A 26,809-nucleotide genomic window follows, 5' to 3' on the forward strand; every position below is an offset into this window, starting at 1 on the left:
TCACTCGCTCCAGACGTAGCTCCCGGCGGGGACGACGAGGACCGGCACAGGCGTGTACCGGAGGATCTTGGTGGCGGTCGACCCGACGAAGACCCGGGCGACCGCGCCGAGCCGGCTGGACCCGATGACGAGGAGGTCGTGGTCCTCCCAGTCGACGGAGTGCAGCGCGCCCTCCCAGCCGTCCCCCCGGGCGACGAAGGTCCGGACGTCGTCGATCCCGTGCTCCCGGCAGAGTGCGACGGCCTCGCTCTGGAGGCCGCCGGCCTGCTCGGCCCATTGGGCCGACACCAGTTCCTCGACGTCCAGCCCCACCTCGGGCGGGTACATCGTGCCCGCACGCGGGACGAACGTGCCGACGTACAGCGGGGCACCGAACCGCCGGGCCAGGTCGCAGGTCGCGGCCAGCGCCTCGCGGGACCGGGCCGTCCCCGCGTAGGCGCAGGTGAGCGACGCGAACCGCTGACCTGGTTCGGCGTGGTAGCCCCGGGGCGCGAGCAGCACGGGCACCGGGGACGAGTGCAGCAGCCGGGTGGCGACGCTGCCGGCGAGCAGCGACCCCTGGACGGCGTCCCGGGCCGACCCCACCACGAGGACGTCGGCGCCGCAGGACTCTGCGGCCTCGATGAGCCCGGCGGCCACCGACGACGACGCGACCCGCAGGAACTCGATCCTGCCCTCGCCGTCGAGGAAGGCCCGGGCAGCGGCCTCGGCATCGGCGGCCACCTGGTCGAGCCACATCCGGAACTCCGCGTCGGGCTCGCGGGACTCGAGGGTGTCGCGGGAGGTGAAGGGCAGCACCGCCACGACGACGAGTTCGCACCCGACGGTGCGCCGCAGGATCGCTGCCAGCTCGAGCGCCTCCGGGGAGTCGCCCGCGGCCCGGTAGGCGATGACGGCCTTCACGGTCCGACCTCTTTGCCGGGCGCGAGGACGGAGTGCGTGCGGGCGTAGGCGAAGTACAGGACCAGGGCCAGCAGGATCCAGAGCCCGACCGCGATCCAGGTCACGGCCGCGATGTTCGTCGCGGCCCACGCGCACGACAGGATCGACAGCACCGGGATGACCGGGCCGAAGGGCAGCTCGAAGCCCTTGCCGCGCAGCTCCGGCCGGTCCCTGCGCAGGACGATGACGGTCGCCGAGACGACGATGAACGCGGCCAGGGTGCCGATGCTCACCAGGTCGAACAGCTTGTCGATGGGCACGACCGCCGCCAGGACCGCGATGAAGCCGCACGTGAAGAGCACGTTCTTGTCGGGCGACAGGCTGCGCGGGCTGACCTCCTTGAACATCTTCGGCAGCATGCCGTCGCGGCCCATGGCGAAGAGGATGCGGGTCTGGCCGTAGATGGTGATGAGGGTGACGGAGAAGATCGAGATCACCGCGCCGGCGGCGAGCACGAGGGCCGGCAGCCGGATCCCCGTGACGTCGGTGAGGATCGCTGCCAGACCGGCCTCCTGGCCCTCGAACCGGTCGAGCGGTTGCGCGCCCAGGGCGCCGACCGCGACGAGGAAGTAGAACAGGGTCACGAGCCCGACCGCGCCGAAGATGGCGATCGGCAGGCTGCGGTTGGGGTCCTTGACCTCCTCGCCCGCGGTCGAGACCGCGTCCACCCCGATGTACGTGAAGAAGATCGCCGGGATCGCCGCGCCCACCCCCGCCAGCCCGTAGGGCAGGAACGGCGTCAGGTTCGCGGAGTCGAAGGCGGTGAACGAGATGGCGATGAACATCGCGAGCACGCCGAGCTTGACCATCACCATGATCGCGTTGGCGCGCGCCGACTCCTTGGCCCCGCGGAGCAGGAGCAGGCAGCACATGCCGACGAGGACGACGGCCGGCAGGTTGACGATGCCGGGGTCGTCGGCCAGGGCACCGGCGTTCAGGGCGTGCGGGATCTCCCAGCCGAACGCGTCGTTGATGAACGAGTCGAAGTACTCGCCCCACCCGACCGATGTTGCGGCGCCGGCGACCCCGTACTCGAGGATCAGCGCCCAGCCGACGAGGTAGGCGGGGAGCTCACCGAGCGACGCGAACGAGTAGGCGTAGGCGGATCCGGAGACCGGGATCTTGGAGGCCACCTCGGCGTAGCACAGGGCCGTGAGCGAGACGATGAGCCCCACGAGCAGGAACGTCAGCAGCACGCCCGGACCGGCCTCAGGGACGGTCACGGCCATGACGAAGAAGATCCCGGTCCCGATCGTCGCCCCGACGCCGATCATCATGAGGCTGAACATGCTCATGGTGCGTTCGAGCGTGGTGTCGCCGGCCCGCGACCCGAGCATCGCCGCGACGGACTTGCGACGCAGCAACGACGTGCTGGCGGCCTGTCCGCTACCAGTGTCCATGGGAACCCCCGGTCGGTCAGGACGCTGCGGCCGGCAGGCCGACCCCGGTCACTGTGTCAGCAGCACGACGTCGTTGGGTAGCCCCTCGTGGATCCGTCCGGGTAGCCTCGGTGCACCCCGTTACCGGCGGAGGTGCTGCGATGGACGGCACGGCTGCGGACGTCGGGATCATCCTGCTCGTCGTCGGGCTCCGGCTGGTCGTTCCGCTGTTCGTCCCGGTCTTCCCGCTGCCCGCCATCGTCGCCTGCCTCGTCATCGACGGCGTCGACCAGACGGTCTTCCAGACCCAGCTCTCCCCGCCGTTCTGGGCCCAGGTCGAGAACGGGTACCAGGGCTACGACAAGGCGCTGGACGTCTACTACCTCTCCGTCGCCTACGCAGCCACGCTGCGGAACTGGACCAATCCTGCGGCAGTGGTCTCCGCGCAGTTCCTGTGGCTCTACCGACTGGCCGGTGTCACGCTGTTCGAGCTCGTCCACGACGCGGGCGAGCCGGCCTCCTGGCGATGGCTGCTCCTGGTGTTCCCCAACACGTTCGAGTACTTCTTCATCGCCTACGAGGCGATCCGGCTGCGATGGGACCCGGCGCGGATCCCCGGCCGGGCGGTCGTGGGACTGGTCGTCGCGATCTGGGTGCTCGTGAAGCTGCCGCAGGAATGGTGGATCCACGTGGCCCGGCTGGACTTCACCGACGTCGCGGCGGCCAACGCCTGGGTGCTGCCGGTCCTCGGGCTCGCCGTCGCCGGCCTGTGCGCCGGCGGCTGGTGGGCGGTGACGCACCGGCTGCCGCCCGCGGACCACCCCCCGTCGCTCCTGGCCCCGCCGCTGCCGGAGGAACTCGACACCGCTGCGGAGCGCAGCGCCTTCCGGGCCCTGAACTGGCGGATGCTCGACGCCAACCTCGCGCAGAAGGTGGCGCTCGTCGGGCTGGTCTGCATCGACTTCGCGCAGATCCTTCCGGGCTCGACGATGACCCCGCTCGACACCGTGGTGTCGGTCGGTGTGCTGCTCGTCGTGAACTCCGCGGTGGGTCTGGCGCTCGCGCGGCGCAGCCGAAGCATCGAACGGACGGCACTGGCGTTCCTCGCCGTCTGCGGCCTCAACGCCCTCACCGTCGCCGCTGCCAGCCTGCTGAGCAGGCACTTCCACCTGGACCACGCGCTGTTCTTCGTCCTGCTCATCTCGCTGATCGTCGTGCTCTACGACCGGTACCGGCCCGTGCGGGACCTGCGGATGGCCCGGGCGGGAGCCGTGACGGCGTGAACCGCCCGCTGAGCGGCGCACGGACGCTGCGCTGCGCGGGCGCCGCTGCGGTGCTGCTCACGCTCTACGCCCTCTCGCCGACCCCGCGGGGCTGGCGGGCCTCGGTGGTGACCCTGGCGATGTTCGGTGCGGCGCTCGTGCTGCTGGCGCTCTACCTGGGCGTGCTCCTGCGGTGGCGGCGCGGGACGCGGTCCGTCGACCCGGGTGCGGTCGCGGAGTCCCTCGTCCTCGTGGTGCTCGGGGCCGTGCTGGCGTTCTCGCTCATCTACCTGCGGCTGGCCCAGGTCCCCGGCCAGTTCGAGGGGCTGCGGACGCACACGGACGCGCTCTACTTCACGGTCACCACGCTGACCACCGTCGGGTACGGCGACATCCACCCGGTCGGCCAGGTGGCCCGCGCGCTCGTCACCGCGCAACTGGTCGCGAACGTCGTCCTGCTCGGTGCCGTCGTCCGGATCGCGAGCGGGCTGCTGGCCGCCGGGCGCCGCCGGGCCGCCGAGCAGGAGGACGCATGAGCCGACCCAGGACCGCGCTCGACGTCGAGGGCCGGGCGGCCGTGGGAAAGGCCGCACGCCAGGCGGTCCCGCTCGCGGCCCATGCGGGCTGGGCGCCGCCGTCGACCCGGATCGACCCCTACTACGTCCGGCTGCGCGACTGGAAGGGCTCGGCCGACACCGACCGGATGCTCGTGCCCGGCCTGAGGCTCTACGCCCGCCTCTGCGGAGGAACGCTCGCGCGGGCCCACGCCCGCTCCGGGGACAGGGTCGGCATCGGGGTCTGAAGGGCACAGACCCCGTTTGCCGGCGGCCGCGCCGCGTCCGCTGGCGACGGCTGCGCCGCCCCGGGCAGGATGGGCGACCCACTCACGAGCGAACAGGGCACCGGAGGCACCCCCGGTCACCCGGCGAGGAGGAACCATGGCGTCGTTCACCCGGTCCGACGACCTGCGGGGGGCGCGGTTCGTCGACGCGGACCTGCACGGCGCCCGCTTCGTCCGGGGCGACCTGTCCGGTGTCGTCATGCGCGGCGTGGACGTGAACGGCGCGGACATCGACGCGCCGTGGCTGCTCGACGGCGAGGGCTCGCTGCTCGTCAACGGCGTCGACGTCGCCCCGCTCGTCGACGCCGAGCTCGACCGCCGGTACCCCGGCCGCGCCGACCGTCGCGCGGCGGACCCGGACGGCCTGCGCGCCGCCTGGGCCGCGCTCGAGCGCACCTGGGCGGCGACGGTGGACCGCGCGGCGTCGATGCCGGCGGGCACCGTCGACGTCTCGGTGGACGGCGAGTGGTCGTTCGCGCAGACGTTGCGGCACCTCGTCATGGCCACGGACGTGTGGCTGCGGCGGGCGGTCCTGGAGGTCGAGCAGCCGTACCACCCGCTCGGCCAGCCGAACGTCGAGTTCGAGGCCGACGGCAACGACATGTCGGTGTTCTCCACCGAGGTGCCGTCGTTCGCCGAGGTGCTCGAGGCCCGCGCCGGGCGCGTCGCCATGGTCCGCGACTTCCTCGCCGCCGTCACGCCCGACGACCTCGCCGTGACCCGCAGGAACCCGTGGGCGCCGCAGTACCCCGAGACGACCCTCTCCTGCCTGCACACGATCCTCGAGGAGGAGTGGGAGCACCACCGCTACGCCGTCCGCGACCTCGACGCGCTCGAGGCGCCGCCCGCCTAGACCCCGTGCCCGCGCGGGCCACGGCTCCGGATGTCGTCCGGGCCCGGGCCGCCGATGATGGGGCGGTGCCGACCCTCCCCGCGATCCCCCCGGAGCGGCCCGGCGTGGTGGCCTGGGTGCGCACCCACCTCGGGCACCTCACGTGCGACGAGCCCGCCGCGTCCCCGGTGCGCGGCGGTCAGGCCGCGGCGGACGTGGCGCTGGCCGGGCTCGACGTCACCGGGTACGCCGCGCGCCGCAGCACCGTGCTGCCCGGGCACGCCCGCGGGGCCACCGGGCTGTCGCCCTACATCCGGCACGGGATGCTCCCGCTGCCCGCGGTGTGGGACGCCGTCGCGGCCGCGCCGCCGCGCGACCGGGCGAAGTTCCGGGACGAGCTGCTGTGGCAGGAGTACGCGCGGCACGTCTACGCCCGGCTCGGTCGTGCGCTGCGGCGTCCGCTGCGCTACGCACCGCCGGTCCCGGACGTGCCGTGGGAGGGCGAGCCGTGGCGGCCCGACCTGCCGTGCCTCGCGACCACGACCGCCGAGCTGCGGGAGAAGGGCTGGCTCGTCAACCAGACCCGCATGTGGCTGGCCTCGCAGCACGGGGTGCGTGCCGGGCACGACTGGCTCGAGGGCGCCGACGAGATGTACCGGCACCTGCTCGACGGCTCCCCGGCCGCCAACCTGCTGGGGTGGCAGTGGACCGTCGGCACCGCGACCGGCCGCCCCTACGGCTTCAGCCGGTGGCAGGTCGAGCGGCGTGCCCCGCAGCTGTGCCGGGCGTGCCCGCTGTCGGCGGCCTGCCCCGTGGAGGACCGGCCCGCGGCCGGGGCGGCGCTGCCGGCCGACCCCCGGCTGTCGGGCGGCACCACGGACGCCGGGCCGCACGAGCCGCTGGTCCACGGCGCCCCGGAGGCGGTCTGGCTCACCGCGGAGTCGCTCGGGGACGCCGACCCGGCCCTGGCGGCGCACCCTGACCTGCCCGCGGTCTTCGTCCTCGACGAGCCGCTGCTGGCCCGGCTCCGGCTGTCGGGCAAGCGCCTGGTGTTCCTCGCCGAGACGCTGGCGGAGCTCGGCGCGGAGGTCCGCCTCGGCGACCCCGCCGTCGAGCTCGCCGGCCGGCCGCTCTCCGCGACCTGGACGCCGGTGCCGGGCTGGAAGCGCCGGGCCGCCGCGCTCGACCTCGTCGCCCTCCACCCGTGGCCCTGGCTGCGCCGCCCGGGCTCCGGGTCCCTGCAGTCGTTCAGCGCTTGGGTCCGGCGATGAGCCCCGCCCCGCCGAGCAAGCCGTGCGCCGTCTGCGGCCGCACGATCACCTGGCGCAGGAAGTGGGCCCGGGACTGGGACCAGGTGCGGTACTGCTCCGACGCCTGCCGCCGCGCCGGGGTGCGCCCCGTCGACACCGCTCTCGAGGAGGCCGTCTTCAGGCTGCTCGCCGCGCGACCCGCGACGGCGACGATCTGCCCGTCGGAGGCCGCGCGGGCGGTCGCCGCGTCGTCGGCACCGGCCGGGGCGCCGGCCGCCGACGACGCGTGGCGGGCGCTCATGGAGCCCGCGCGCGCAGCGGCACGGCGGCTCGTCGTCCGGGGCGAGGTCGAGATCACCCAGGGCGGACGCGTCGTGGCCGACCCGTCGCACGCCAAGGGTCCGATCCGGATCCGCAGGCGCCGCACGGGCTGATCTGCCTGACCTGCCTGATCTGGCTGACCGGGTCAGTGGTGCCGTGCGCGGTGCGCCGCCAGCACGTCGAGCCCGAAGTCGGTGTCGGGGTCGCGCCACACCGAGTGGGCGTGGTTGGCCCCGCGCTGGGTGTTGTCCCACTCGACGAGCAGGCCCGGCGCCTGCAGCCGGTAGTAGTGCGGCTCACCGGGTTCGAGGGAGCCGGCCCACGCGACGTGGACGACGTCCAGGGCCGCGGCGTCCTCGTGCCAGGTGGGCGCGACGGCGTCCGGGACCCGCCCGAAGTACGTCCCCAGCAGGGCCCGCACGAGGTCCTTCTGCTCGGCGTCGAGGTCGGCGACGGCGACCCCCTTCGGCACGCTCGTGTACTCGACGGCCCGCAGGTCGGCCTCCTCGAACCCGGCGGCGGCGTCGATGGCGTCGCTGAGGACCTGGAGCCGGGCCGCCTCGGCCGGGTCGGGGAACCGCTCGTCGCGCCAGATGCCGGACAGCGGCACCTGGCGGTCGCCGTCGGCGACCCGCGTCCGGTTCGCCGTGACGAGGTCGGGGGGCGCCTTGGGCAGCAGGACCGCCCGCGCGCGCAGGTCCGCGGGCATGGACCGCACGAGGTCGCGGCCGAGGTCCTCGACGCGGGCCAGCGGGCGGTGCAGCGCGCCGCCGAGCAGCGGCGACACGGCGGGGTCGGCGCCGACGAAGCAGGGCGTCGTGGCGACGAGGGCGCCGTCCACCACGAGGTAGTTCAGCGAGACGTGGTGCCCGCCGAAGCGCCACCCCCAGGGCTGCGTCCCCCCGGGCTCGCCGAAGACGCGCAGGTAGTACAGGTGCGGGTCGCGGGCCCGCTCCCGGTCGAACCGGGTGACGAACCCCTCCACGTGGTCGAGGACGTTCTCCAGCCCCATGGTCAGGGCGACCGTCACGTAGCCCGCGGTGGACAGCCCGGTCGCGACGAGCCGCATGGCCGCGCGCTGCTGGGCGGGGCGCTGCCCGTGGAAGGTGAGCCCGCCGTGGTCGGTCGGGGTGTAGAACCAGCGCCGGCGCTCGGCGTCCGTCGCGTCGTCCGCGGGGACTGCTCCGCTCGCGAGCTCGCGCTGCGCGGCGTCCAGGGCGTCCAGCCAGGCCGCGGCGGCCTCGGCCATCCTCCCCGCCACGTCGCGGCGGGCGGTCAGGTCCACGGCTCGGTCGGCGGCGTTCATCGCCGGCTCCCCTCGTCTGGCGTCGGTGCGTGACGCGGATCCGGTGCCGGCGCATCGTCGGCGGGCGGCGCGGGCGTCGTCCCGCGGATGGCGGCCATGACCTGACGGTAGGCCCCCCGGTCGACCCTGGCGTCGACGAGCAGCGGGCCGCGGGGCACCTGCGCCAGCAGGGCCCGGATCCCGGCGGCGTCGGTGGCGACGCCCGCCGGTACGCCCATCCCTCCGGCGACCGCCGCGAAGTCGGTGCGGCGGTAGGCGACCGGGCGGGTGTCCACGACGCCCGGCGACCGTTTGAGCTCGATGAGGCTCAGGGTCGCGTCGTTGAAGACGACGACGGCGACGTCGAGGTCGAGCCGTGCGACGGTCTCGAGCTCCGCGAGGACCATCCCGAGACCGCCGTCCCCGACGAGGCAGACCACCCGGCCGCCCGGCCGGGCGAGGGCGGCACCGATCGCGGCGGGGAGCGCGAAACCCATGGTGGCCAGGCCGTTCGAGATGAGCACGTGCGCCGGCCGGTCGGTCTGCCACAGCTCCATCGCGACGAGCATGTGCGCGCCGGCGTCGACCGTCACGGGCACGTCGCCGAGCTCCTCCTGCACCGCGCGGACGACGTCCTGGGGGCGCAGGCCCGGGGCCGGCGCGTCGAGGGCCCGCCGGCCCGCCGCGAGCGCGCCCGCCCCGGCGCCGGCCGGCCACGTCGAGACCAGGTCCGCCAGCAGGGGGAGCAGCGCCGTCGCGTACTCGCCGACGTGCACGAGCGCGCGGCCGCCGAAGTAGGCGGTGGCGACCGGGTGGCGGTGGAGCAGGACGACGTCGGCCGGGTACGGCCACGGGCCGGGCACCGGCTCGACCGGGTCCACCCCGACGCCGACGACGAGGTCCGCCTGCTCGAGCAGCGGGGCCTCGATCCGGGCTCCCGTGAACAGCCCCGCGTAGCCGTGCCACGACTCGGGGACAGCGCCTTTGGCCTGGTAGGTGGTGAGCACCGGACAGCCCACGGCCTCGAGGACGGCGCGCAAGGGGGCACCGAGGTCGGCGGCGTCCAGCCCGACGACGACGACGGGGCGGCGGGCCCGGGCGAAGGCGGCCCGGACGGCGTCCGGACCGTCGCCGTTGCCCTCGGTGTCGTCGTCCGTGCGGACCGGATCCACGACGGGGTCCCCGGGGACCGAGGGGTCGAGCGCCAGGTGGACGGCGCCGGCCGGGGGCCGCCGGGCGAGCGCCGCGGCGGCCATGACGTCCTTGTACGGCGCCCGGGAGCCGAGCAGGCCGCTCCACCGGGTCAGCGGCGCCGACATCGCCACCTGGTCGAGCCGCTGGTGGGCGGTCCGCTCCGCCTGGTCCTGCGGGACCGTGTCGCTCAGCAGGAGCAGCGGGTAGCGGTCGAGGCTCGCCTGGGCGAGGCCGTTCACGGCGCTCGTCACCCCCGGCCCGCGGGTGACGACTGCCGCGCCGACCGTGCCCGTGAGCCGCCCGTGGACGGCGGCCATGACGCACGCGGCGGACTCGGTGTGCGCGAGCACGAAGTCGAGCCCCAGTGCGGCGGCGGCGTCGATGAGCTCGAGGTTCGCACCGCCGCCCGGCACCCCGAACAGCCGGCGGACACCGGCGTCGTGCAGCGCGTGCGCCACGTCCGCGGAGAAGCCGCTGCCCGTCATCCGTCCGTCCCTTCCGGCGCGCCCCCGGTCGGGCCGCTCGCGCCGGTCGTCGCGCGGGCGGCGAGGACCTCGTCGGTGTGCTCGCCCAGCAGCGGTGCCGGCCGGAAGGGCGCGCTCGGCGTCGCCGTGAACTTGATCGCCGAACCGGCCACGGTCACGGTCGACCCGCCGGGATGGGGCAGCTCGACGAGCATCTGCCGGGCCCGGGCGTGCGGGTCGTCGAGGATGTCGGCCGCGGACGCGACGGGGCCGCACGGGATCCGCCCCCCGAGCACCCCGACGACGCCCTCGGTCGTCAGGGCCCGGCTCCAGTCCTCGATGTGCCGGTAAACCTCACCGGCCCGGGACAGCCGGTCCTCGTTCGTCGCGTAGCGCTCGTCGGTGCCCAGCCCGGGGCGGCCCATCAGCTCGGTGAGCAGCCGCCAGTGGTGGTCCGAGGGCGCGGCGACCGTGACGAACCCGTCGCCGGTCGCGACGACGCCGTACGGGCACAGCAGCGGGTGGGTGTTGCCCTGCGGACGGGGCGGCACCCCGGTGATGGACTGCTGGTAGACCACGCGCTCGCAGAGCGAGAGGACGGCGTCGTACATGGCGACGTCGACGAGCTGGCCCTCCCCGGTGCGTTCGGCGTGCCGTACGGCGGCGAGCAGGCCGACGGCGGCCAGCACCCCCGGGAAGATGTCGCCGACGCCCGGTCCGACCTTCGTCGGGTGGTCGGCGTCGCTGCCGGTGATCCCCATGAGCCCGCCCATCGCCTGCGCGACGATGTCGAAGGCGGGCCAGGTGGCGTACGGACCGGCCCCGGTGCGCGGGTCCCCGAACCCCCGGACGCACACGTAGACCAGGCGCGGGTGCCGCGCGTGCAGCGTCTCGTAGTCGAGCCCCAGCCGCTCCATGACGCCGACCCGGTAGTTCTCCACGACGGCGTCGGCGCCGTCGAGCAGCCGGTGCAGGCCGGCCCGGCCGTCCTCGGTCTTGAGGTCGAGGACGACGCCGCGCTTGTTGCGGTTGACGCTCGCGAAGTAGCCGCCGTAGCCGCCCTCGACCGGTGCGCCGCCGGTCGCGGCCGGGTGCGGCCCCCAGGCCCGGGACACGTCGCCCTGGGGCGGCTCCACCTTGACGACGTCGGCGCCGAGGTCGGCCAGCACCATCGTGCAGAACGGCCCGGACAGGACCTGGGTGAGATCCACGACGCGTAGACCGTTCAGCGGACCCGTCACACCCGTGGCCCCAAACTGTCGACAGTTGACGGCATCCGCGATGCTAACCCGCGGCCAACTCCTTCGGAAGTCTCGACTTTGGATCAGCCACCTCATTAGCCTTCCTCGGAACTGTCGGCAGTGTGGCCGGCACCGGGACGGAGGACCCAACGGCGATGTCGTTCACCGTGGCGAAGTTCAAGGACGTGCCCGAAGGCACCCAGGCGGGGCAGTTCACGGTCGGCGACCGCGAGCACGCGCGCAGCCTGTCCGACCTGGACCCCATCTACCGGCAGCTCATCGACGAGCCGGTCACGGCGACGATCGCGGTCATGGGCAGCACCGGCCGCCCCAACCTGACCCCGGTCTGGTTCGACTACGAGGACGACACGATCCTGCTGAACCTCGCCACCCACCGCAAGAAGGTGGACTGGCTCCGGGCGAACCCGCAGGCGACGTTCCTCCTCATGAACCCGCAGAACGCCTACCACTGGTTGAGCATCAAGGGCACCGTCACCCGCGAGGTCTCCGAGGACGACCCGGTCGAGGGCCCACGGGTCGCCGCCCAGCTGAACCGGATCTTCAAGAAGTACACCGGCGGTGACGTCTACGCCCTGCGGGACCCGTCCTTCGAGGAGCGCCGCGTCCTCTTCGAGATGAGCGTCGACTCGGTCGCCACGTTCGGCCGGCCCTGAGGTCGCGGTCGCCGTCGGGCCGCCCATGGAGCACGCACCGCAGGTCGTCGTCGTCGGCGGTTCCATCGGGGGCCTGACCGCGGCCTGCGTCCTGCGCGACGCAGGCTGCGACGTCGACGTCTACGAGCGGTCCGGCAGCGCCCTGACCGCGCGCGGCGCCGGCATCGCCGCGCTCGAGCAGACGCTGCGCTACCCGGTCGGGCGGGCCGGCGTCCCGATCGAGCAGTTCTGCTCGACGACGGGGTGGATCCGGTTCCTGCGCGCCGACGGGAGCGTCGCGCACGAGCAGGAGCACCCCTACGTCTTCTCGTCGTGGAACGCCGTCTACGGGACGCTCCTGGCGGCCTTCCCGGCGCAGCGGTACCACCTCGGCCACGAGATGGTCGGCTTCGAGGACGACGGCGAGCGCGTGCGGGTGACGTTCGCCGACGGGCAGGTGCGCACGGCCGACCTGCTCGTCTGCGCCGACGGCATCTCCTCGGCGTCGCGGCGCCGGCTGCTGCCGCGGGCCGCCCCGCGCTACGCGGGGTACGTCGCCTGGCGCGGGGTCCTCCCCGAGGCAGACCTCGACGCCGCGACGTTCGACCGGCTGCACGACGCCCTGACGTACCAGCAGGTCCCGGGCGGGCACATCCTCGTCTACCCGATCCCCGCCACGGACGGCTCGGTCGGCGTGGGCCGGCGGCTCATGAACATGGTCTGGTACCGCAACGTTCCCGAGGACCGGCTGGCCGACGTCCTCACCGACCGCAACGGCGAGCGGCGACCGGTCTCGCTCCCGCCCGGGCTGGTCCGCGACGAGCCCGTCGACGAGATGCGCGAGCAGGCGCACGAGCTGCTCGCCCCGGCCGTCGCCCGGTTCGTCACGGCCGTTCGGGAACCGTTCATCCAGGCCGTGTTCGACCTGGACGTGCCGCGGATGGCCTTCGGCCGGGTCTGTCTCCTCGGCGACGCCGCCTTCGCCGCGCGCCCGCACGCGGCCGCCGGGACGGCCAAGGCCGCCGAGGACGGCTGGGTGCTCGCCGAGGAGCTGGTGGCCCACGACGGCGACGTGCCCGCCGCGCTAGGTTCCTGGGAGCAGCGGCAGCTGCGGCTCGGCAGCGACCTCCTGGCACGCACCCGGGCCATCGGCGACACGTCCCAGTTCGGCGGCGGCCTGACCCCGGGTGACCCGGGCCTGATCTTCGGGCTCTACGAGCCGGGCCGGTGACGGGGAGGAGCGGAGATGGTCGGCGCGACGCGCCCCCGGAGCAGACCGGCGGTCGCCCTGCACCCCGGGATGCGCGGGTCGACGCAGGTCGTCCACGACGACCTCCGCGCCCGGATCCTCTCCGGTGAGCTGCCCGCGGGCAGCGAGCTGGCCCAGGCCAGGGTCGCCGCCGACTACGGCGTCAGCCGCGGGCCCGTGCGGGAGGCCTTCCGCATGCTGGAGCGCGAGGGCCTGCTCGCCTCCCAGGTGAACCAGCGCTGCCATGTCATGCCGATCTCCCTGACGGACGTCGAGCACGTCTACGCGCTCCGGGTCGCGAACGAGTCGCTCGCGCTCACCGTCAGCGTGCCGCGGATGACGTCCGACGAGCTGGCGACGATGGAGGGCCTGCTGCCGGCCCTGTCGGACCCGCGCAGCCAGGACTTCGACACCTGGGAGAGCCGGCACCAGCAGTTCCACGCCCTGCTCGTGCACCACGTCGAGCCGCCCATGCGGCAGGTGCTCGCGCAGTGGGCCGACCACACCTCCCGGTACCGGCGGGTGTACCTCGCCGACGAGACCGGCGGGTGGTCCCAGGGCGCCCGCGAGCACGCCCAACTGCTCGAGCACTGCCGGAACGCCGACGTCCCCGCCGCGGGGCGTCTGCTGGCGCAGCACCTGTCGCGGGCCGCCGTGACGCTGCTCGCCTCCATGGACCCGGGGTACGAGCCCGCGCTCCTGCGGGCCGCCGTCCGGCAGGTGGTGGCCGCGGCGGACGCCGCCGCGCAGCAGGGCGACGACCGCCCGACCCGTCGCCGGCTGCCGACGGCCGGAGCCTGACCGGTCGCTCCTGCAGGCGGATGCTCGAACATACGTACGGATCTGCGCTACCGTGGAGGCAGGGTCGAGCCGTTCCAGCGTCTTCCGTGGAGGTCCTCGTGCCCGCCGTCCCCCGCTTCCGCCGTACCGAGCCCACCGGGCCGGTGACCAGGGCTCCCGAGCCGATCCCGGTCCTCGCGACCATCCGCTGGCACGCCGGTCACGCCACCGAGGAGCAGGCCCTCGCGGTCGCCTGGACCCGGAACGCCGTCGAGGTCACCTGGACCGACCCGTGGGGCGCCGAACGCACCGACTGGGTCGAGGCGAGCGACGTCCGCCGCCCCGGCGAGCCCGCCAGGGCCGTCGAGAACCCGGACCGGCCGCCCCGTTCGAGCGGGCGCCGTCCGCGGTGGTGACGCAGGGGCCGGTTGTCGATCTCCAGACGTGACCCCGATCACACTTCTCTGGCATCTCGACGGCCCGGGGTCCGACTCGGATAAGGCGACCGGAGCACAGCCGGATCGTCTCCGTAGTGACGGCAGCACGCAGTGTCGCTAAGTCCGGTTCGTCCCCTCGTGTCGTCGATCATGGGCCTCGATGATCGCGCCTAGGATGTCCGAGTTAACCGTTCCCGAGCGGGAGAGAGTTCGTGTCCCGAGGCCGTCACCGCGTGGAGCCCGTCAAGCGCTCGCTCCCGCCGATCCCGCGTCTCCCGCGTCTCCCGCGTCTCCCGCGTCAGCTGCCCCGCCCGTTCGTCGCCGCCGGTGTCGGCACGGCGCTGCTCGGCGTGACCCTGGGCGTCACCCTCTGGCCCGACACGAGCACGGGGCCGACGGTCCAGACCGTCGTCGCCGGCGAGCAGGACGCCCTCCGCGCCGCCGACGCCCTCCGGGCCGCGGCCGCACTGCGGACCGAGGAGCGGACGAGCCGGGACCGGCCCGCGTCGCCCGCGCCGACGGCTCCCACCGCCACCCCGAAGGCCACCCCGACGCCCGACCCGGTGCCGGCCGTCGTCCGGAAGATGTGGGTCGAGACCCAGGTCAACGTCCGCTCCGGGCCGTCGGCGAGCACGGACCGCATCGGCAGCCTGAAGGCGCTCGCGCGGGTCGGCGTCACCGGCGAGACGAAGAGCGGCTGGACCCAGGTCGTGACCGACGGCCGCGCCGGATGGGTCCGGTCCACGTACCTGTCGAAGACGAAGCCCACGCCGAAGCCGAAGAGCGCGGCCAAGGGCGTGTCGAACGCCTCCTGCTCCATCAGCACGAGTATCGAGGCGCACCTGTCGTCGAACGCCCGCGCCGTGTACCGCGCCGTGTGCGCCGCCTACGGCAGCTCGGTGTCGTCCTTCGGCGGCTACCGCGCCGGGGACGACGGCGACCACGGCAGCGGCCGGGCCGTCGACATCATGGTGTCCGGCGACCCCGGGTGGACGATCGCCCGCTACGTCCAGGCGCACGCCCGCGAGCTCGGTGTCACGTACGTGATCTACCAGCAGCAGATCTGGATGGCCGGCAACCCGACCAGCCAGTGGAAGGGCATGGAGGACCGCGGCAGCCGGACCGCGAACCACTTCGACCACGTGCACGTCAGCGTCTCGTAGCGTCGTCCAGCGCGAGGTTCAGCCGGAGGACGTCGACCGTGGGCTCCCCGAGGAACCCCAGGGCGCGAGGGCGCGTGTTCGCGTCGACGAGCGTCAGCACCTGGTCGACCGTGAGCCCGCGGGCGGTCGCGACCCGTGCCGCCTGAAGCCGGGCGAAGGCGACGCTGATCCCCGGGTCGAGGCCGCTCGCGCTCGCGGTGACGGCGTCGGCCGGCACGGCCGGGGACGCCGGCGCGTCTCCCCGGACGGGGGTGACCACCGCCCCCGCGTAGTCGGCGCCCGGCTCGGCGCACTCGACCCGGGCTCCCTCGTACGTCGCGACGAACGGCGTGGCGGGGCAGGCCTCGTTGAGGCTGACGGCCCGGGTGACCGGTCCGGTGAGACCGTCCCGGTGGAAGACGCCGAGCACCGCACCGACGCCCCCGGTGGTGCAGAAGGGACGGCGTCCGTCGACGCCCTCTCGGGTACCGATCTCGAGGCTGCGCGCGCAGACCCGGGTGAGCAGGCTCTGCGTGCCGGTGTCCCCGGCGACGGCGGGGTCGGGCAGGGAGTCGACGACGCTCTCCGGACCGAGGTTGGACGCGCCCGACGCGAGCGGGTCGTAGCCGTCCCCCGCCGCGGACGGTCGGGACTGGAAGTACCGCGGCAGCGCGGCGCCGTCCGCGTCGGTGAACGACTGCCCGACGAGGGCGCTGCCGACCGTGCGGCCGTCGTGCGTGAGGAGGCTGCCGCCGGCCCGGTCGCGCAGGCCCGGGACCTGCGCGAGGAGCGTGACGAGCAACGGGTAGGCGACCCCGAGGAGCAGGGTCAGGACGAGCAGGGCCCGCAGTGCTGCGGAGTACTGGGCGATCCAGGGGACGCGACGCATCAGGAGATCCTCACGGGGGCTCAGGAGAGCCCGGGGACGAGGGCGACGAGGAGGTCGATGACCTTGATGCCGACGAACGGGGCGACGACGCCGCCGAGCCCGTAGACGAACAGGTTGCGGCGCAACAGGTCGGCGGCGCTGCTCGGGGTGTACCGGACGCCGCGCAGGGCGAGCGGGATGAGCGCGACGATGACGAGCGCGTTGAAGACGACGGCGGACAGGATCGCCGTCGTCGGGCTGTGGAGCCGCATGACGTTGAGCGTGTCCAGGCCGGGGTAGAGGCCGGCGAACATCGCGGGGATGATCGCGAAGTACTTCGCGACGTCGTTCGCGATGGAGAACGTCGTCAGGGCACCGCGGGTGATGAGCAGCTGCTTGCCGATCTCGACGATCTCGATGAGCTTGGTCGGGTCGGAGTCGAGGTCGACCATGTTCCCGGCCTCCTTGGCGGCCGAGGTCCCGGTGTTCATCGCGACCCCGACGTCCGCCTGGGCGAGCGCGGGTGCGTCGTTGGTGCCGTCACCGGTCATCGCGACGAGCCGGCCGCCGGCCTGCTCCTTCGCGATGAGCGCGAGCTTGTCCTCCGGGGTGGCCTCGGCGAGGAAGTCGTCGACGCCCGCCTCCGCGGCGATCGCCTTGGCGGTCAACGGGTTGTCACCGGTGATCATCACGGTGCGGATGCCCATCCGGCGCATCTCGTCGAAGCGTTCCCGCAGGCCGTCCTTGACGACGTCCTTGAGGTGGACGACGCCGAGCGCCCGCGCCGGCCGGCCCGCTCGCTGCTCGGCGACGACGAGCGGCGTCCCGCCCGCTGCGCTGACGGCATCCACCGCGGCCTCGAGACCGCGCTCGGAGTCCGTCTCTGCCGACGTGCTCGTGACCCCCGAGGTGGCGTTCTGCTCGCGGACCCAGGCGATCACGGCCGCGGCGGCGCCCTTGCGGATCCGACGGACGGCGCCGTCCGGGTCGTCGTGCAGGTCGACGCCCGACATCCGGGTCTGGGCGGTGAACGGCACCCAGACGGCCCCGCGGAGCTCGCCCTGATGACGCTCGCGCAGCCCGTGCGCCTGCTTGACGTGGACGACGATCGAGCGGCCCTCGGGGGTCTCGTCGGCGAGGCTCGAGAGCTGGGCGGCGTCGGCGAGGTCGGCCGGGTCGACGCCCGGCGCGGGCAGCAGCTCGCTCGCCTGCCGGTTGCCGAGGGTGATCGTGCCCGTCTTGTCGAGCAGCAGGGTGTTCACGTCCCCGGCCGCCTCGACGGCGCGTCCGGACATCGCCAGGACGTTGCGCTGGACGAGGCGGTCCATGCCCGCGATCCCGATCGCCGAGAGCAGCGCCCCGATGGTCGTCGGGATCAGGCAGACGAGCAGGGCGACGAGGACGACGCCGGTGACGCCGTCGGCGTCCAGCGCCAGGGTGTCCGGGGCCGCGGTCTGCTGCGCCTTGGCGTAGACGGCCAGCGGCTGGAGCGTCGCGACGGCGAGCAGGAAGATCACCGTGAGGGCCGCGAGAAGGATGTTCAGCGCGATCTCGTTCGGCGTCTTCTGCCGGTCCGCGCCCTCGACGAGGGCGATCATCCGGTCCAGGAAGCTCTCCCCGGGGCGCTGCGTGACGCGGACGACGATCCGGTCGGACAGGACGCTCGTGCCGCCGGTCACGGCGCTGCGGTCGCCGCCGGACTCGCGGATCACGGGCGCGGACTCGCCGGTGATGGCCGACTCGTCGACGCTCGCGATGCCCTCGACGACGTCGCCGTCGCCGGGGATCACCTGGCCCGCCTCGACGACGACGACGTCGCCGGGCTGCAGCGCGGCCGCCGGCACCTGCTCCTCCTCGAGCGTGTCCGCGGAGGCGCCCGGCGACCACCCGATCAGCCGGCGCGCGGTCGCGTCCTGCTTGGCCCGGCGCAGCGAGTCCGCCTGGGCCTTGCCGCGCCCCTCGGCGACGGCCTCGGCGAGGTTGGCGAAGACCACGGTGGCCCACAGCCAGGCCGTGACGACCCAGGCGAAGGCCGACGGGTGCAGGACGGCGAGCACCGTCGTCCAGACCGAGCCGACCTCGACGATGAGCATCACCGGGTTGTGCCACAGGATGCGCGGGTCGAGCTTGCGCAGGGCGTCGGGCAGCGAGGTCCACAGGAGCTTCGGGTCGAGCAGCCCGCCGCCGACGCGGCGGTGGGCCGTGCCGGCCGGGTCGGAGGGTTCCGGGGTGCCGCCCGGGCGGGCGTCGGCGGGGTCGGTGAGGACGGGGGTGGTCATGACAGTCCCTCCGCGAGGGGGCCGAGCGCGAGCGCGGGCAGGTAGGTCAGGGCGACGAGGACGACGGTGACCCCGACGAGCATCCCGACGAAGAGCGGCTGGTAGGTCCGCAGCGTCCCGGCGGACTCCGGGACGGGCTTCTGTGCCGCGAAGGAGCCGGCGAGCCCGAGCACGAAGATGATCGGCAGGAACCGGCCGAAGAGCATCGCCAGCCCGAGAGTCGTGTTGTACCAAGGGGTGTTCGCGTCGAGACCGGCGAACGCGGAGCCGTTGTTGTTGCCGGCGGAGGTGTACGCGTAGAGCACCTCGGACAGGCCGTGCGGGCCGACGTTCAGCATGGAGGAGCGCGCCGCGGCGAGGCTCATCGCGGCCGCCGTGCCGACCAGGACGATGGTCGGGGTCGTGAGGAAGTACAGCGAGGCGAACTTGATCTCGCGGGCGCCGATCTTCTTGCCGAGGTACTCCGGGGTGCGCCCGACCATGAGCCCCGCGACGAAGACCGTGATGACGGCGAGCACGAGCATCCCGTACAGGCCCGAGCCGACGCCGCCGGGCGCGACCTCGCCGAGCATCATGTTGACGAGGAGCACGCCACCGCCGAGCCCCGTGTAGCTCGAGTGGAAGGAGTCCACCGCCCCGGTCGACGTCAGCGTGGTCGCCGCCCCGAAGACCGCCGACTGCCCGACCCCGAACCGGGCCTCGGTGCCCTCGGTCGCAGCGCCCACGGCCTGCGGCACGGTCCCTGCGGCGGCGGCCTGGGCGAACGAGATCGCCGCGGTGCTCAGCAGGGCGAGGATCGCCATCACCGCGGCGATCGCCAGCCCCTGCCTGCGGTCCCCGACCATCCGGCCGAAGACCCGGGGCATGCTGAACGGGATGACGAGGAGGAGGTAGACCTGGAGCCAGTTCGTCCACGAGGTCGGGTTCTCGAACGGGTGGGCGCTGTTGGCGTTGTAGAAGCCGCCGCCGTTCGTGCCGAGCTCCTTGATGACCTCCTGGCTCGCGACCGGGCCGCCCGGGATGTGCTGGGCGGCACCGGCCAGGGTCGTGACATCCGTTCCGCCCGTGAGGTTCTGGACGGCGCCTGCGGCGACGAGCACGAGTGCGCCGACCACGCTGGCCGGCAGCAGGACGCGCAGGCAGATCCGCACGAGGTCGACCCAGAAGTTGCCGACGGTGTCCGTCGAGTGCCGGACCATGCCGCGCACGAGTGCCACGGCGACGGCGATCCCGACCGCTGCGGAGACGAAGTTCTGCACCGCGAGGCCGCTCATCTGGACGAGGTGCCCCATGGTCGCCTCACCCGAGTAGGACTGCCAGTTCGTGTTCGTCACGAAGCTCACGGCCGTGTTGAAGGCCTGGTCCGGCGCGACCGGCTCCCTGCCCAGGCTCAGCGGGAGCCTGTCCTGCAGGCGTTGCAGGGCGTACAGGGCCAGCACGCCGACGGCGGAGAAGGCCAGGACGCTGCGCGCGTACACGCTCCACCGCTGCTCCCCGTCCGGGGAGGCACCGATGCTGCGGTACACCAGTAGCTCGACCCGGCCGTGGCCGGGCGCGGTGACGGCGCGATGCAGCCAGTCCCCGACGAAGCGGTACGAGAGGGCGAGCGCCGCGACGAGCGCGACGACGAAGAGCAGGGTGGACGTGTTCGATGACATCCCATGACCGATGTTCGGGAGCGACTCGCGTGCGGACCACGCGAGAGGACGGCGGCCGCTCGGGCCGCGGGCGGGTCAGAACTTCTCGGGGAACAGCAGCGCCGTGACCACGAAGACCGTCAGCCCGACGGCCAGGACCAGGCCCACCACGTTCTCGACACTCATGCCGGAGTCACCCCCTCACATCCGCTCGACGCCGCGCAGCAGCGCGACGAGGGCGGCGAACCCCGCGACCACGACGAGCACGTAGACGACGTCGGTCATGACGCACCGCCGTCGCGCGCGGGTGACGAGGCGACGGCGCCGAGCGCCGCGCCGAGGACGGCGACGCAGAGCAGGAGCCCCAGCCGGGCGCCGTCCCCCGGGTGCCAGGTCAGCAGGCCGGAACGGTTCTCCAGGAAGCCGTCCACGAGCAGGAAGGCGACGCCGGCCACCGCGAGGCCCGCACGCCAGTCCCGGCTCAGGAACGCCACCGCGGCGACGGCGGCGGCCGGCAGCCACAGCCGGGCGGCCGCGGCCGACGGGAACGCCCCGGCGCACAGGCAGGCCGCCGCGACCACGGCGGCGCCGAGGGGGGCGGAGAAGCCGAACGGCACCCCCGCCGGAGAACGTGGCACGCTCCCGGTGACCTCGATGGCCGGGCTTCCGGCCACGGTCCGTCTCGACATGCTCGACACCTCACGAGTCGTCCGGCCGGGGCGACCGTGCGGTCGCCCCGTCGAGAAGTGAAGTCCCGCCGTCCGCGCACCGACATGTCTCTTCACGCGTTTGCGACGCGCACCCGGCGATTTTCACGCGATCCCTACGCGGGCCCGCCCGCTGGCGGTCACGCCCCGCACGCCGGCGCGGGACGTGCGGTCCGGCGGGTGATCCCGGACGATGGAGACGTCGCCGGACCGAAGGAGCACGCGTGGCAGGGCCGCACGGGACCGCCGGGGCGCATGAGTTCGACGCCCTCGTCGAACCGGTGCACTGGGGCCGCAGCCGCTACACCGTCATCCGGCTGCCCGCCGCGCTCGTCGCGGACGCCGAGCGGCAGGGGACCCGCCGGGTCGCCGGCGACATCGACGGCACGGCGGTGAACCTCGCGGTGACGACGGCGCCGGTCGTCGACGGCCCGTTCGTGTACGCCGGGGCCTCGGTGCTGCGCCGGATCGGCGTCCGCGCCGGGGACCCGGTCACGTGCCGCCTCGCGCCCGCCGATCCCGACGACGTCCCGTTGGCCGACGACGTGCGGGACGCGCTCGTGGCCGCGGACCTGCTCGGCGCTTGGGACGCCCTCACCCCGGCGACGCGGCGCCGGCGGCTGTACGCCGTCAACTGGGGCGCCTCGGCCGCGACGCGCGCCAAGCGGCTCGCCGAGCTCGTGGCCGGTCTGGGGAGCGGCTGAGGCGGCGGCCGACGTTCACAGCGGACGTCCAGGGTCCGGAGAGCCTGCTGACCGGTCCGGCCCCGAATCTTGCAGCAGTCCGATCCACCCACCTGCTGCGAGAGCGAGAGAACCGTGAAGATCCGAAAGACGCTGGCCGCCCTGGGCCTGGTCGCCGTCCTGTCCGCCACTGCCGCGTGCGGCGCCGCCGCGACGGGCACGTCGTCCGGCTCGAGCACGACGACGACGTCGAGCACGTCCTCGGACACCTCCGCGGACACGTCCGGCGCGGCCGCCGGCAGCAACGCCGCGGGCGCCGGCCCGAACGCGGTCGACGTGAGCTCGGTGACGACCGAGGAGCAGCTCGTCGCCCTCGTCCAGGAGGCCTACGGCGACGCGAGCCTCGGCCTGCACCGTGGTCACCAGCCCGTCGAGAGCGTGCTCGACGAGGTGCTCGGGATCAGTCACGACGAGCTGCACGTGCGCATGGAGGAGCAGGGCCAGAACCTCGCCGCCGTCGCGACCGACCTCGGCATCGACCCGCAGTCGCTCGTCGACGCGCTCGTCGAGTCGTGGAGCCCGGCGATCGACACCCTGCTGGCGAACGGCACCATCACGCAGGACGAGGCGGACGCCTACCGCGCGGCGCTCGAGGAGGCGTTCACGTTCCGGGTGACCTGGGACGGCCAGGCGGCCACCCCGACCTTCAGCGGCCTCGAGGCCTGAGCCGCCACCATGCCGCCGCATCTGCTGCGACGCCCGTGGGTCGCCGCCGGCGCACTGCTCGCCGGCGGCGCCCTCGCGCTCGCCCCGACCGCCGCCCAGGCGCACAGCCTGACGAGCAGCACGATCTCGACCCACGTCACCGGCACCGGCGTCGACGCGACGATCAGCGTCGCGCTGGACGCGCTGGAGGCCGCGACAGGGACGACCTACGACGGCCAGGACGCCGAGGCGTACGCGGACGATGTCGTCGAGTACCTCGCCGACCACCTCACGGTGACCTCGACGGACGGCACCGAGTGGGCGGAGACGTTCTCCGGGGCCACGATCGAGGACGTCGAGGGGATCGAGTCGTTCTCGGTCGACGTCTCCTTCGACACCGCCGGGTCGGACACGTCCGGGTTCGACCTCACCTACGACGCGGTGATCGAGGCCGACCCGGCCCACGAGGCGGTCGTCGTCCTCACCGACCCCCAGGGTGACGTGACCACCGCAGGGGTGCTCACGTCGTCCGACGACACCCTGTCCGTCGCCGTCGAGGGCACGACGGCGAGCAGCGACGGCGGGCACGGGGTGCTCGACATGGTCGGCTACGGGTTCGAGCACGTGCTGCAGGGCGCCGACCACCTGCTGTTCCTCGTGGCGCTGCTGCTCGCCGCACCGCTCGTGGTCGTCGCCGGGCGCTGGCAGCGGCGGGACGGGCCCGTGTCGTCGCTGCGCGGCGTCCTCGGGGTCGTCTCCGCCTTCACCCTCGGGCACTCGGTGACGCTCGTCGCGTCCGCCCTCGGCTGGGTGGAGGTCCCGACCCGCCTCGTCGAGGTGCTCGTCGCGGTGTCGGTGGCGGTGGCGGCGATCCACGTCCTCAGACCGCTGTTCCGCCGCGGCGAGACGGTCATCGCCGCCGGCTTCGGGCTCGTGCACGGGCTGGCGTTCGCCGGCATCCTCGCCGGGCTGGGGCTGGCAGGGACGCCCTCGCTGCCGGCGCTGCTCGCCTTCAACGTCGGGGTCGAGCTGGCCCAGGTGCTCGCCACCCTCCTCGTCTTCCCCTCGCTGTACGTGCTGGCGCGCAGCCGGTTCGCGACCGCGACCCGGGTGACCGGCGGGCTCGTCGCCCTCGCGGCGGCGACCTGCTGGGTGCTGGACCGGCTGGGGATCCTCGCGAACCCGCTGGCCGGCGCCGAGGCGGCTCTCGTCGGCCACCCGCTCGCCGTCGCCGCCGGGCTCGCTGTCGTCGCCGGCGCGGCGTGGGCCGGGGACCGGCGACGGCGTGGCGCCACGGACGGCCCTAGGCTCGAGGGCGCTCTGCGGTAGGGCGGCGGACCGAGCACGGGGAGGACCAGTGACGGACGAGACCGGCGACACCCACGTCCCGGTGACGTACGAGTCGTGGGCGCACGTCGAGGGGCCGTTCTTCCACGGCACCAAGTCGGTGCTGGGGATCGGCGACGAGCTCGTCGCCGGGTACGGCTCGAACTACCAGGACGGCCGGGTGTCGAACAACGTCTACTTCACGACGCTCCTGGAGACCGCCGCCTGGGGAGCGGAGCTGGCGACGGCACTGGCCGGGAGCGCCGACCGCGGGCGGATCTACGAGGTGCACCCGACGGGCCCCTTCGAGGACGACCCGAACGTGACGAACAAGCGGTTCCCCGGCAACCCGACGCGGTCCTACCGCACCCGCCACCCGCTGCGCGTCGTCGGTGAGGTGGTCGAGTGGCAGGGCCACGACCCCGAGGTCGTCCGGGGCATGCTCGACTCCCTGGCGCAGCTGCGTGCCAAGGGCCTCGACGTCATCGAGGACTAGCGTCCCGCTTCGACACCGGGAGCATCGGACCTCGCCAGTGCGGCCTCCCGCCCGCGGGACGACGCGGGTTCGTCCGCTGTGCGCTGGCTACTGTGACCAGATGCCTCCCCTCCACGCCGTCAGGCGCTACCAGCAGACGGCGGATGCGGTGTGCGGCCCGACGGCGCTCGCCATGCAGCTCTCGTCGGTCGGGTTCGACCTCAGCCCTGGTGAGGTGGTGCGTCGGGCCGCGGGCTTCCGACGCGCCGGCGACGCCGGGTTCACGACCCAGGAGCTCGCTGCGTTCTGCCTCTCGCTCGGGCTCGAGGTCGAGCTGCACTCGTTCGACGGCCGGGTGCTGGACTACGCGTGGTCGAGGCTGGACCGGAGCGACCTGGAGTCACGGCTCACGGCCCTGTGCGTCCATCTGCGCGCCTCCCGTCCGTCCACCGACGCCCGCCTGCGCTACGCGGAGGGCTACCTCTCCCTGGTGCGCGCCGGCGGGGTCCTGCGGATCGCGACCCATCCACGCCGCGCGCTGCTGCTCGACCTCCTCGACCGGGGGCCGGTGGGAGCCGGGCTGCTCGACAACGTGCTGTCGGGCACCGGGAAGCGCGACGCGTCGGGAGCGCCTGACCCGCTGGACGGGCAGGTGGGCACGCACAGCGTGCTGCTCGTCGGCGCGGACGCCGACGGCTTCCTCCTGGCCGACCCCGCGCTGCCCGCCGACGCGGCGCTGCGGCGCACGGACACCGAGACGCTGCTCGCCGCCGTCACCGCCGCACAGGTCGACGACGACAACTCGGTGCTGCTCGTGACCCGCTAGGCCCGACGGAGTCACGTTTGTCGGTGGCGTGTGCGAGCGTGAGACGTATGGCGAGCGGGACCGAGGTGTCCGTCACGTGGCCGCAGGCCCTGGCCTGGCGGGCGGAGCGGCACCTGCTCTCGCCGGTGGGCGAGCTCCCGGTCGCCGACGTGGTGCGGCGCCTGGGCGCCGTCCTCTCGATGGACGAGTCCCTCGCCGAGCTCGCCGTCCGGGTCCGGCGGCGGCGCTCCGCCCCGGGCGAGCTCGCCCGGGCGTTCGCCGCCGGTGAGGTGATCAAGGTCTTCGCCTTCCGCGGGAGCGTGCACTACCTCACCCCCGAGGACGGCGGCGCCTACCTGGCCCTCCGCTGCGCCGGCCGGCAGTGGGAGCTGCCCAGCTGGCAGGACTACTACGGGCTCACGCCGTCCGACTGGCCGCGCTTCCGCGAGGCCGTCCGCGACGCGCTGTCCGACGGCCCGCGCACCGTCGCCGAGCTCGGTGCGGCTCTGACGTCCCGCGCCGCGTACCGCCATCTGGGGCCGGTCTTCGACGACGACCCGTGGACGCTCCTCAAACCCCTGACCTGGCAGGGCGACATGAGCTTCGGGCCACCCCGCGGCCGGCGACCCACCTTCCAGCGGCTCGACCACGACCCGCGCTGGGCCGGCGTGTGGGACCTCGACGACGCCGGCCGGTACGCCGTCACCCAGTACTTCGGCACCTACGGCCCCGCCGACGCCGACCACGTGGGCTACTGGCTCGGCAACGGGCTCAGCGCCGGCGCGAAGCGGCTCCGCGGGTGGCTCGCCGACGTGCAGGACCGCCTGGTCGCCGTGGACGTCGAGGGCGGTCGCCGCCACGTCCTGCGCGAGGACGTCGACTCCCTGCTCGCTGCCCGGCCGTCCACGGTGGTGCGCTTCCTGCCCGGCCACGACCAGTGGGTCATCGGCCCGGGCACCAAGGAGTCGCACGTCGTCCCGCCCGACCACCGCACCCCGGTCACCCGCAAGTCCAACCCCGTGACGGTGGGCGGTGTCGTCCGCGGCACCTGGGCGACGACCGCGGACACCCTCACGGTCACCTGGCTCGACCCCGGACCCCCGCCGCGCGAGGACCTCGAGACCGAGGCCGACCGGCTCGCGGGGATCCTCGGCCGACCGCTGCGGTGCGTGGTCGGCGCCGCCTGACGTGCACCCACCGACGGTTGACGTACGTGTCGAACTTTCGTCATACTCGTCGAAGTCGACGCCGCCGGAGGACCGACGATGAGGCATGTCCGGGTGGGCCTTGTGGTCCCCAGCTCCAACGTGACGGTCGAGCACGAGATGCCGCTGCTGCTGCGACGTCACGAGTCCGCGACGTTCTCGTTCCACGCGAGCCGGATGCGCATGGCGAAGGTGTCGCCGTCGCAGCTGGCGGCGATGAACGCGCAGCGCGAACGGTGCGTCATCGAGCTCGGCGACAGCGACCCCGACGTCATGCTCTACGCGTGCCTCGTCGCGCTCATGGCCGCCGGCCCGGGCGAGCACCAGCGGGTCGAGCACCTCGTCGCCGAGCAGCTCGCCGCGGGCGGCTCCCGCGCACTGGTCCGGTCGAGCGCGGGTGCACTCGTCGAAGGACTGCGGGCGCTGGGCGCACGACGGATCGGGCTCGTGACGCCGTACATGGAGCCGCTGGCACGGACCGTGGTCGCGTACCTCGAGCACGAGGGGTTCGAGGTGCCGCAGTGGCGAGCACTGGAGGTCGAGGACAACCGCGAGGTGGGCCGCATCGCCGGTCACCGGGTCATGGCGGCGGCACGGTCCCTCGCCCTGGAGGGTCTGGATGCCCTCGTCATCTCCGCGTGCGTCCAGATGCCGTCGCTGGACCTGGTCGAACCGGCGGAGGCGGAGTTCGGCCTGCCGGTCCTGTCGGCCGCCACCGCGGGCGCCTACAGCGTGCTGCGCGCGGTCGGCCTCCCGCCGGCGCTCCCCGCGGCGGGGCGCCTGCTCCGCCCGGACGCCGCATCTCCCGCCGCCTGAACCGTCCTGTCCGGTACGAGTAGGGAGCCTC

General features: G+C 73.9%; 28 protein-coding genes. 18 read left to right on the forward strand and 10 right to left on the reverse strand.

Features of this window, described 5'->3' with window-relative positions:
• Together ECOMGDLI_RS19755 and ECOMGDLI_RS19760 are read right to left on the reverse strand one after the other, a co-directional pair.
• Positions 1 to 903, reverse strand: coding sequence for a universal stress protein (locus tag ECOMGDLI_RS19755; RefSeq protein ID WP_158221074.1), 903 nt, complete (start codon positions 901 to 903; stop codon positions 1 to 3).
• Positions 900 to 2,342 (reverse strand): amino acid permease, encoded by a 1,443-nt coding sequence (locus ECOMGDLI_RS19760; RefSeq protein ID WP_198955028.1) that lies wholly within the window; start codon positions 2,340 to 2,342, stop codon positions 900 to 902. The genes ECOMGDLI_RS19755 and ECOMGDLI_RS19760 overlap by 4 nt, the downstream gene beginning before the upstream one ends.
• 140 nt (positions 2,343 to 2,482) lie before the next feature.
• Between ECOMGDLI_RS19760 and ECOMGDLI_RS19765 the strand changes: the two genes are divergently transcribed.
• The 6 genes from ECOMGDLI_RS19765 to ECOMGDLI_RS19790 all read left to right on the forward strand — a co-directional run bounded on the left by ECOMGDLI_RS19765 (position 2,483) and on the right by ECOMGDLI_RS19790 (position 6,940).
• The gene (locus ECOMGDLI_RS19765; protein ID WP_088318599.1) at positions 2,483 to 3,604 is read left to right on the forward strand and encodes a hypothetical protein; all 1,122 of its coding nucleotides are present in this window, start codon (positions 2,483 to 2,485) and stop codon (positions 3,602 to 3,604) included.
• On the forward strand, positions 3,601 to 4,119 hold the full coding sequence (locus ECOMGDLI_RS19770; RefSeq protein ID WP_088318600.1) for a potassium channel family protein: 519 nt from the start codon (positions 3,601 to 3,603) through the stop codon (positions 4,117 to 4,119). Before ECOMGDLI_RS19765 ends, ECOMGDLI_RS19770 begins: the two co-directional genes overlap by 4 nt.
• Positions 4,116 to 4,385 (forward strand): DUF2252 family protein, encoded by a 270-nt coding sequence (locus ECOMGDLI_RS19775; protein WP_088318601.1) that lies wholly within the window; start codon positions 4,116 to 4,118, stop codon positions 4,383 to 4,385. Before ECOMGDLI_RS19770 ends, ECOMGDLI_RS19775 begins: the two co-directional genes overlap by 4 nt.
• A 136-nt stretch (positions 4,386 to 4,521) precedes the next feature.
• Positions 4,522 to 5,277 carry a DinB family protein gene (locus ECOMGDLI_RS19780; protein ID WP_088318602.1) on the forward strand — a complete coding sequence of 252 codons (756 nt, stop codon included), beginning with the start codon at positions 4,522 to 4,524 and terminating at the stop codon, positions 5,275 to 5,277.
• Between the two features lie 65 nt (positions 5,278 to 5,342).
• Entirely contained in the window at positions 5,343 to 6,527 is a 1,185-nt protein-coding gene (locus ECOMGDLI_RS19785) for an FAD-binding domain-containing protein (protein WP_233153545.1), read from the forward strand.
• Positions 6,524 to 6,940: a DUF2256 and DUF3253 domain-containing protein gene (locus tag ECOMGDLI_RS19790; protein ID WP_088318603.1), complete on the forward strand. Its 417-nt coding sequence runs from the start codon at positions 6,524 to 6,526 to the stop codon at positions 6,938 to 6,940. Before ECOMGDLI_RS19785 ends, ECOMGDLI_RS19790 begins: the two co-directional genes overlap by 4 nt.
• A gap of 32 nt (positions 6,941 to 6,972) precedes the next feature.
• Here the strand turns inward: ECOMGDLI_RS19790 and ECOMGDLI_RS19795 are convergent, their stop codons facing one another.
• Genes ECOMGDLI_RS19795 through ECOMGDLI_RS19805 form a run of 3 tightly spaced genes read right to left on the reverse strand, consistent with a single transcriptional unit; the run spans position 6,973 to position 11,011 of the window.
• Positions 6,973 to 8,133: a DUF3500 domain-containing protein gene (locus tag ECOMGDLI_RS19795; RefSeq protein ID WP_198955029.1), complete on the reverse strand. Its 1,161-nt coding sequence runs from the start codon at positions 8,131 to 8,133 to the stop codon at positions 6,973 to 6,975.
• Positions 8,130 to 9,791, reverse strand: coding sequence for a thiamine pyrophosphate-binding protein (locus tag ECOMGDLI_RS19800; protein WP_088318604.1), 1,662 nt, complete (start codon positions 9,789 to 9,791; stop codon positions 8,130 to 8,132). The genes ECOMGDLI_RS19795 and ECOMGDLI_RS19800 overlap by 4 nt, the downstream gene beginning before the upstream one ends.
• The gene (locus ECOMGDLI_RS19805; RefSeq protein WP_233153546.1) at positions 9,788 to 11,011 is read right to left on the reverse strand and encodes a CoA transferase; all 1,224 of its coding nucleotides are present in this window, start codon (positions 11,009 to 11,011) and stop codon (positions 9,788 to 9,790) included. Before ECOMGDLI_RS19805 ends, ECOMGDLI_RS19800 begins: the two co-directional genes overlap by 4 nt.
• Positions 11,012 to 11,166: 155 nt before the next feature.
• Between ECOMGDLI_RS19805 and ECOMGDLI_RS19810 the strand changes: the two genes are divergently transcribed.
• The 5 genes from ECOMGDLI_RS19810 to ECOMGDLI_RS19830 all read left to right on the forward strand — a co-directional run bounded on the left by ECOMGDLI_RS19810 (position 11,167) and on the right by ECOMGDLI_RS19830 (position 15,293).
• Positions 11,167 to 11,685, forward strand: coding sequence for a pyridoxamine 5'-phosphate oxidase family protein (locus ECOMGDLI_RS19810; protein WP_088318606.1), 519 nt, complete (start codon positions 11,167 to 11,169; stop codon positions 11,683 to 11,685).
• Positions 11,686 to 11,710: 25 nt separating this feature from the next.
• A complete protein-coding gene (locus ECOMGDLI_RS19815) occupies positions 11,711 to 12,895 on the forward strand; it encodes an FAD-dependent monooxygenase (protein ID WP_088318607.1) in 1,185 nt (394 codons plus the stop codon).
• 15 nt (positions 12,896 to 12,910) lie between these two features.
• Positions 12,911 to 13,714, forward strand: a complete 804-nt coding sequence (locus ECOMGDLI_RS19820; RefSeq protein ID WP_088318608.1) for a GntR family transcriptional regulator — start codon at positions 12,911 to 12,913, stop codon at positions 13,712 to 13,714.
• A 98-nt stretch (positions 13,715 to 13,812) separates the two neighbouring features.
• Positions 13,813 to 14,109, forward strand: coding sequence for a hypothetical protein (locus ECOMGDLI_RS19825; RefSeq protein ID WP_143447806.1), 297 nt, complete (start codon positions 13,813 to 13,815; stop codon positions 14,107 to 14,109).
• A 254-nt stretch (positions 14,110 to 14,363) separates the two neighbouring features.
• On the forward strand, positions 14,364 to 15,293 hold the full coding sequence (locus tag ECOMGDLI_RS19830; RefSeq protein WP_088318610.1) for an SH3 domain-containing protein: 930 nt from the start codon (positions 14,364 to 14,366) through the stop codon (positions 15,291 to 15,293).
• Here the strand turns inward: ECOMGDLI_RS19830 and ECOMGDLI_RS19835 are convergent.
• The 5 genes from ECOMGDLI_RS19835 to ECOMGDLI_RS19855 form a co-directional block, all read right to left on the reverse strand.
• Entirely contained in the window at positions 15,280 to 16,161 is an 882-nt protein-coding gene (locus ECOMGDLI_RS19835) for a potassium-transporting ATPase subunit C (RefSeq protein WP_088318611.1), read from the reverse strand. The genes ECOMGDLI_RS19830 and ECOMGDLI_RS19835 overlap by 14 nt on opposite strands.
• Positions 16,162 to 16,181: 20 nt before the next feature.
• Entirely contained in the window at positions 16,182 to 18,419 is a 2,238-nt protein-coding gene (gene kdpB / locus ECOMGDLI_RS19840; protein WP_088318612.1) for a potassium-transporting ATPase subunit KdpB, read from the reverse strand.
• On the reverse strand, positions 18,416 to 20,077 hold the full coding sequence (gene kdpA, locus ECOMGDLI_RS19845) for a potassium-transporting ATPase subunit KdpA (protein WP_088318613.1): 1,662 nt from the start codon (positions 20,075 to 20,077) through the stop codon (positions 18,416 to 18,418). The genes kdpB and kdpA overlap by 4 nt, the downstream gene beginning before the upstream one ends.
• Positions 20,078 to 20,152: 75 nt before the next feature.
• A complete protein-coding gene (kdpF, locus tag ECOMGDLI_RS19850) occupies positions 20,153 to 20,242 on the reverse strand; it encodes a K(+)-transporting ATPase subunit F (RefSeq protein ID WP_088290488.1) in 90 nt (29 codons plus the stop codon).
• Between the two features lie 95 nt (positions 20,243 to 20,337).
• Entirely contained in the window at positions 20,338 to 20,745 is a 408-nt protein-coding gene (locus ECOMGDLI_RS19855; protein ID WP_143447807.1) for a hypothetical protein, read from the reverse strand.
• A gap of 242 nt (positions 20,746 to 20,987) precedes the next feature.
• Between ECOMGDLI_RS19855 and ECOMGDLI_RS19860 the strand changes: the two genes are divergently transcribed.
• From ECOMGDLI_RS19860 to ECOMGDLI_RS19890, 7 genes are all read left to right on the forward strand, one after another.
• Positions 20,988 to 21,467: a YdeI/OmpD-associated family protein gene (locus tag ECOMGDLI_RS19860; RefSeq protein WP_088318615.1), complete on the forward strand. Its 480-nt coding sequence runs from the start codon at positions 20,988 to 20,990 to the stop codon at positions 21,465 to 21,467.
• Between the two features lie 114 nt (positions 21,468 to 21,581).
• Positions 21,582 to 22,172, forward strand: coding sequence for a hypothetical protein (locus tag ECOMGDLI_RS19865; protein ID WP_088318616.1), 591 nt, complete (start codon positions 21,582 to 21,584; stop codon positions 22,170 to 22,172).
• Between the two features lie 9 nt (positions 22,173 to 22,181).
• Positions 22,182 to 23,480: a HupE/UreJ family protein gene (locus ECOMGDLI_RS19870; RefSeq protein ID WP_088318617.1), complete on the forward strand. Its 1,299-nt coding sequence runs from the start codon at positions 22,182 to 22,184 to the stop codon at positions 23,478 to 23,480.
• Between the two features lie 61 nt (positions 23,481 to 23,541).
• Positions 23,542 to 23,973, forward strand: a complete 432-nt coding sequence (gene arr / locus ECOMGDLI_RS19875) for an NAD(+)--rifampin ADP-ribosyltransferase (protein ID WP_369812773.1) — start codon at positions 23,542 to 23,544, stop codon at positions 23,971 to 23,973.
• A 100-nt stretch (positions 23,974 to 24,073) separates the two neighbouring features.
• The gene (locus ECOMGDLI_RS19880; protein ID WP_143447808.1) at positions 24,074 to 24,778 is read left to right on the forward strand and encodes a hypothetical protein; all 705 of its coding nucleotides are present in this window, start codon (positions 24,074 to 24,076) and stop codon (positions 24,776 to 24,778) included.
• A 47-nt stretch (positions 24,779 to 24,825) separates the two neighbouring features.
• Entirely contained in the window at positions 24,826 to 25,944 is a 1,119-nt protein-coding gene (locus tag ECOMGDLI_RS19885) for a winged helix DNA-binding domain-containing protein (protein WP_088318620.1), read from the forward strand.
• 78 nt (positions 25,945 to 26,022) lie between these two features.
• Entirely contained in the window at positions 26,023 to 26,778 is a 756-nt protein-coding gene (locus tag ECOMGDLI_RS19890) for a maleate cis-trans isomerase (protein WP_088318621.1), read from the forward strand.
• Positions 26,779 to 26,809: the final 31 nt, after the last annotated feature.

Origin of the sequence: Kineosporia sp. R_H_3 (assembly GCF_002198675.1) — a bacterium.
Taxonomy (GTDB): Bacteria; Actinomycetota; Actinomycetes; order Actinomycetales; family Kineosporiaceae; genus R-H-3.

Coding starts and splice junctions, on each gene's coding strand:
- ECOMGDLI_RS19760 (WP_198955028.1), bottom strand. CDS start 2,342: ATGGACACTGGTAGCGGACAGGCCGCCAGCACGTCGTTGCTGCGTCGC.
- ECOMGDLI_RS19765 (WP_088318599.1), top strand. CDS start 2,483: ATGGACGGCACGGCTGCGGACGTCGGGATCATCCTGCTCGTCGTCGGG.
- ECOMGDLI_RS19775 (WP_088318601.1), top strand. CDS start 4,116: ATGAGCCGACCCAGGACCGCGCTCGACGTCGAGGGCCGGGCGGCCGTG.
- ECOMGDLI_RS19780 (WP_088318602.1), top strand. CDS start 4,522: ATGGCGTCGTTCACCCGGTCCGACGACCTGCGGGGGGCGCGGTTCGTC.
- ECOMGDLI_RS19790 (WP_088318603.1), top strand. CDS start 6,524: ATGAGCCCCGCCCCGCCGAGCAAGCCGTGCGCCGTCTGCGGCCGCACG.
- ECOMGDLI_RS19795 (WP_198955029.1), bottom strand. CDS start 8,133: ATGAACGCCGCCGACCGAGCCGTGGACCTGACCGCCCGCCGCGACGTG.
- ECOMGDLI_RS19800 (WP_088318604.1), bottom strand. CDS start 9,791: ATGACGGGCAGCGGCTTCTCCGCGGACGTGGCGCACGCGCTGCACGAC.
- ECOMGDLI_RS19810 (WP_088318606.1), top strand. CDS start 11,167: ATGTCGTTCACCGTGGCGAAGTTCAAGGACGTGCCCGAAGGCACCCAG.
- ECOMGDLI_RS19815 (WP_088318607.1), top strand. CDS start 11,711: ATGGAGCACGCACCGCAGGTCGTCGTCGTCGGCGGTTCCATCGGGGGC.
- ECOMGDLI_RS19820 (WP_088318608.1), top strand. CDS start 12,911: ATGGTCGGCGCGACGCGCCCCCGGAGCAGACCGGCGGTCGCCCTGCAC.
- ECOMGDLI_RS19835 (WP_088318611.1), bottom strand. CDS start 16,161: ATGCGTCGCGTCCCCTGGATCGCCCAGTACTCCGCAGCACTGCGGGCC.
- kdpB (WP_088318612.1), bottom strand. CDS start 18,419: ATGACCACCCCCGTCCTCACCGACCCCGCCGACGCCCGCCCGGGCGGC.
- kdpA (WP_088318613.1), bottom strand. CDS start 20,077: ATGTCATCGAACACGTCCACCCTGCTCTTCGTCGTCGCGCTCGTCGCG.
- kdpF (WP_088290488.1), bottom strand. CDS start 20,242: ATGAGTGTCGAGAACGTGGTGGGCCTGGTCCTGGCCGTCGGGCTGACG.
- ECOMGDLI_RS19855 (WP_143447807.1), bottom strand. CDS start 20,745: ATGTCGAGACGGACCGTGGCCGGAAGCCCGGCCATCGAGGTCACCGGG.
- ECOMGDLI_RS19870 (WP_088318617.1), top strand. CDS start 22,182: ATGCCGCCGCATCTGCTGCGACGCCCGTGGGTCGCCGCCGGCGCACTG.
- ECOMGDLI_RS19880 (WP_143447808.1), top strand. CDS start 24,074: ATGCCTCCCCTCCACGCCGTCAGGCGCTACCAGCAGACGGCGGATGCG.
- ECOMGDLI_RS19885 (WP_088318620.1), top strand. CDS start 24,826: ATGGCGAGCGGGACCGAGGTGTCCGTCACGTGGCCGCAGGCCCTGGCC.
- ECOMGDLI_RS19890 (WP_088318621.1), top strand. CDS start 26,023: ATGAGGCATGTCCGGGTGGGCCTTGTGGTCCCCAGCTCCAACGTGACG.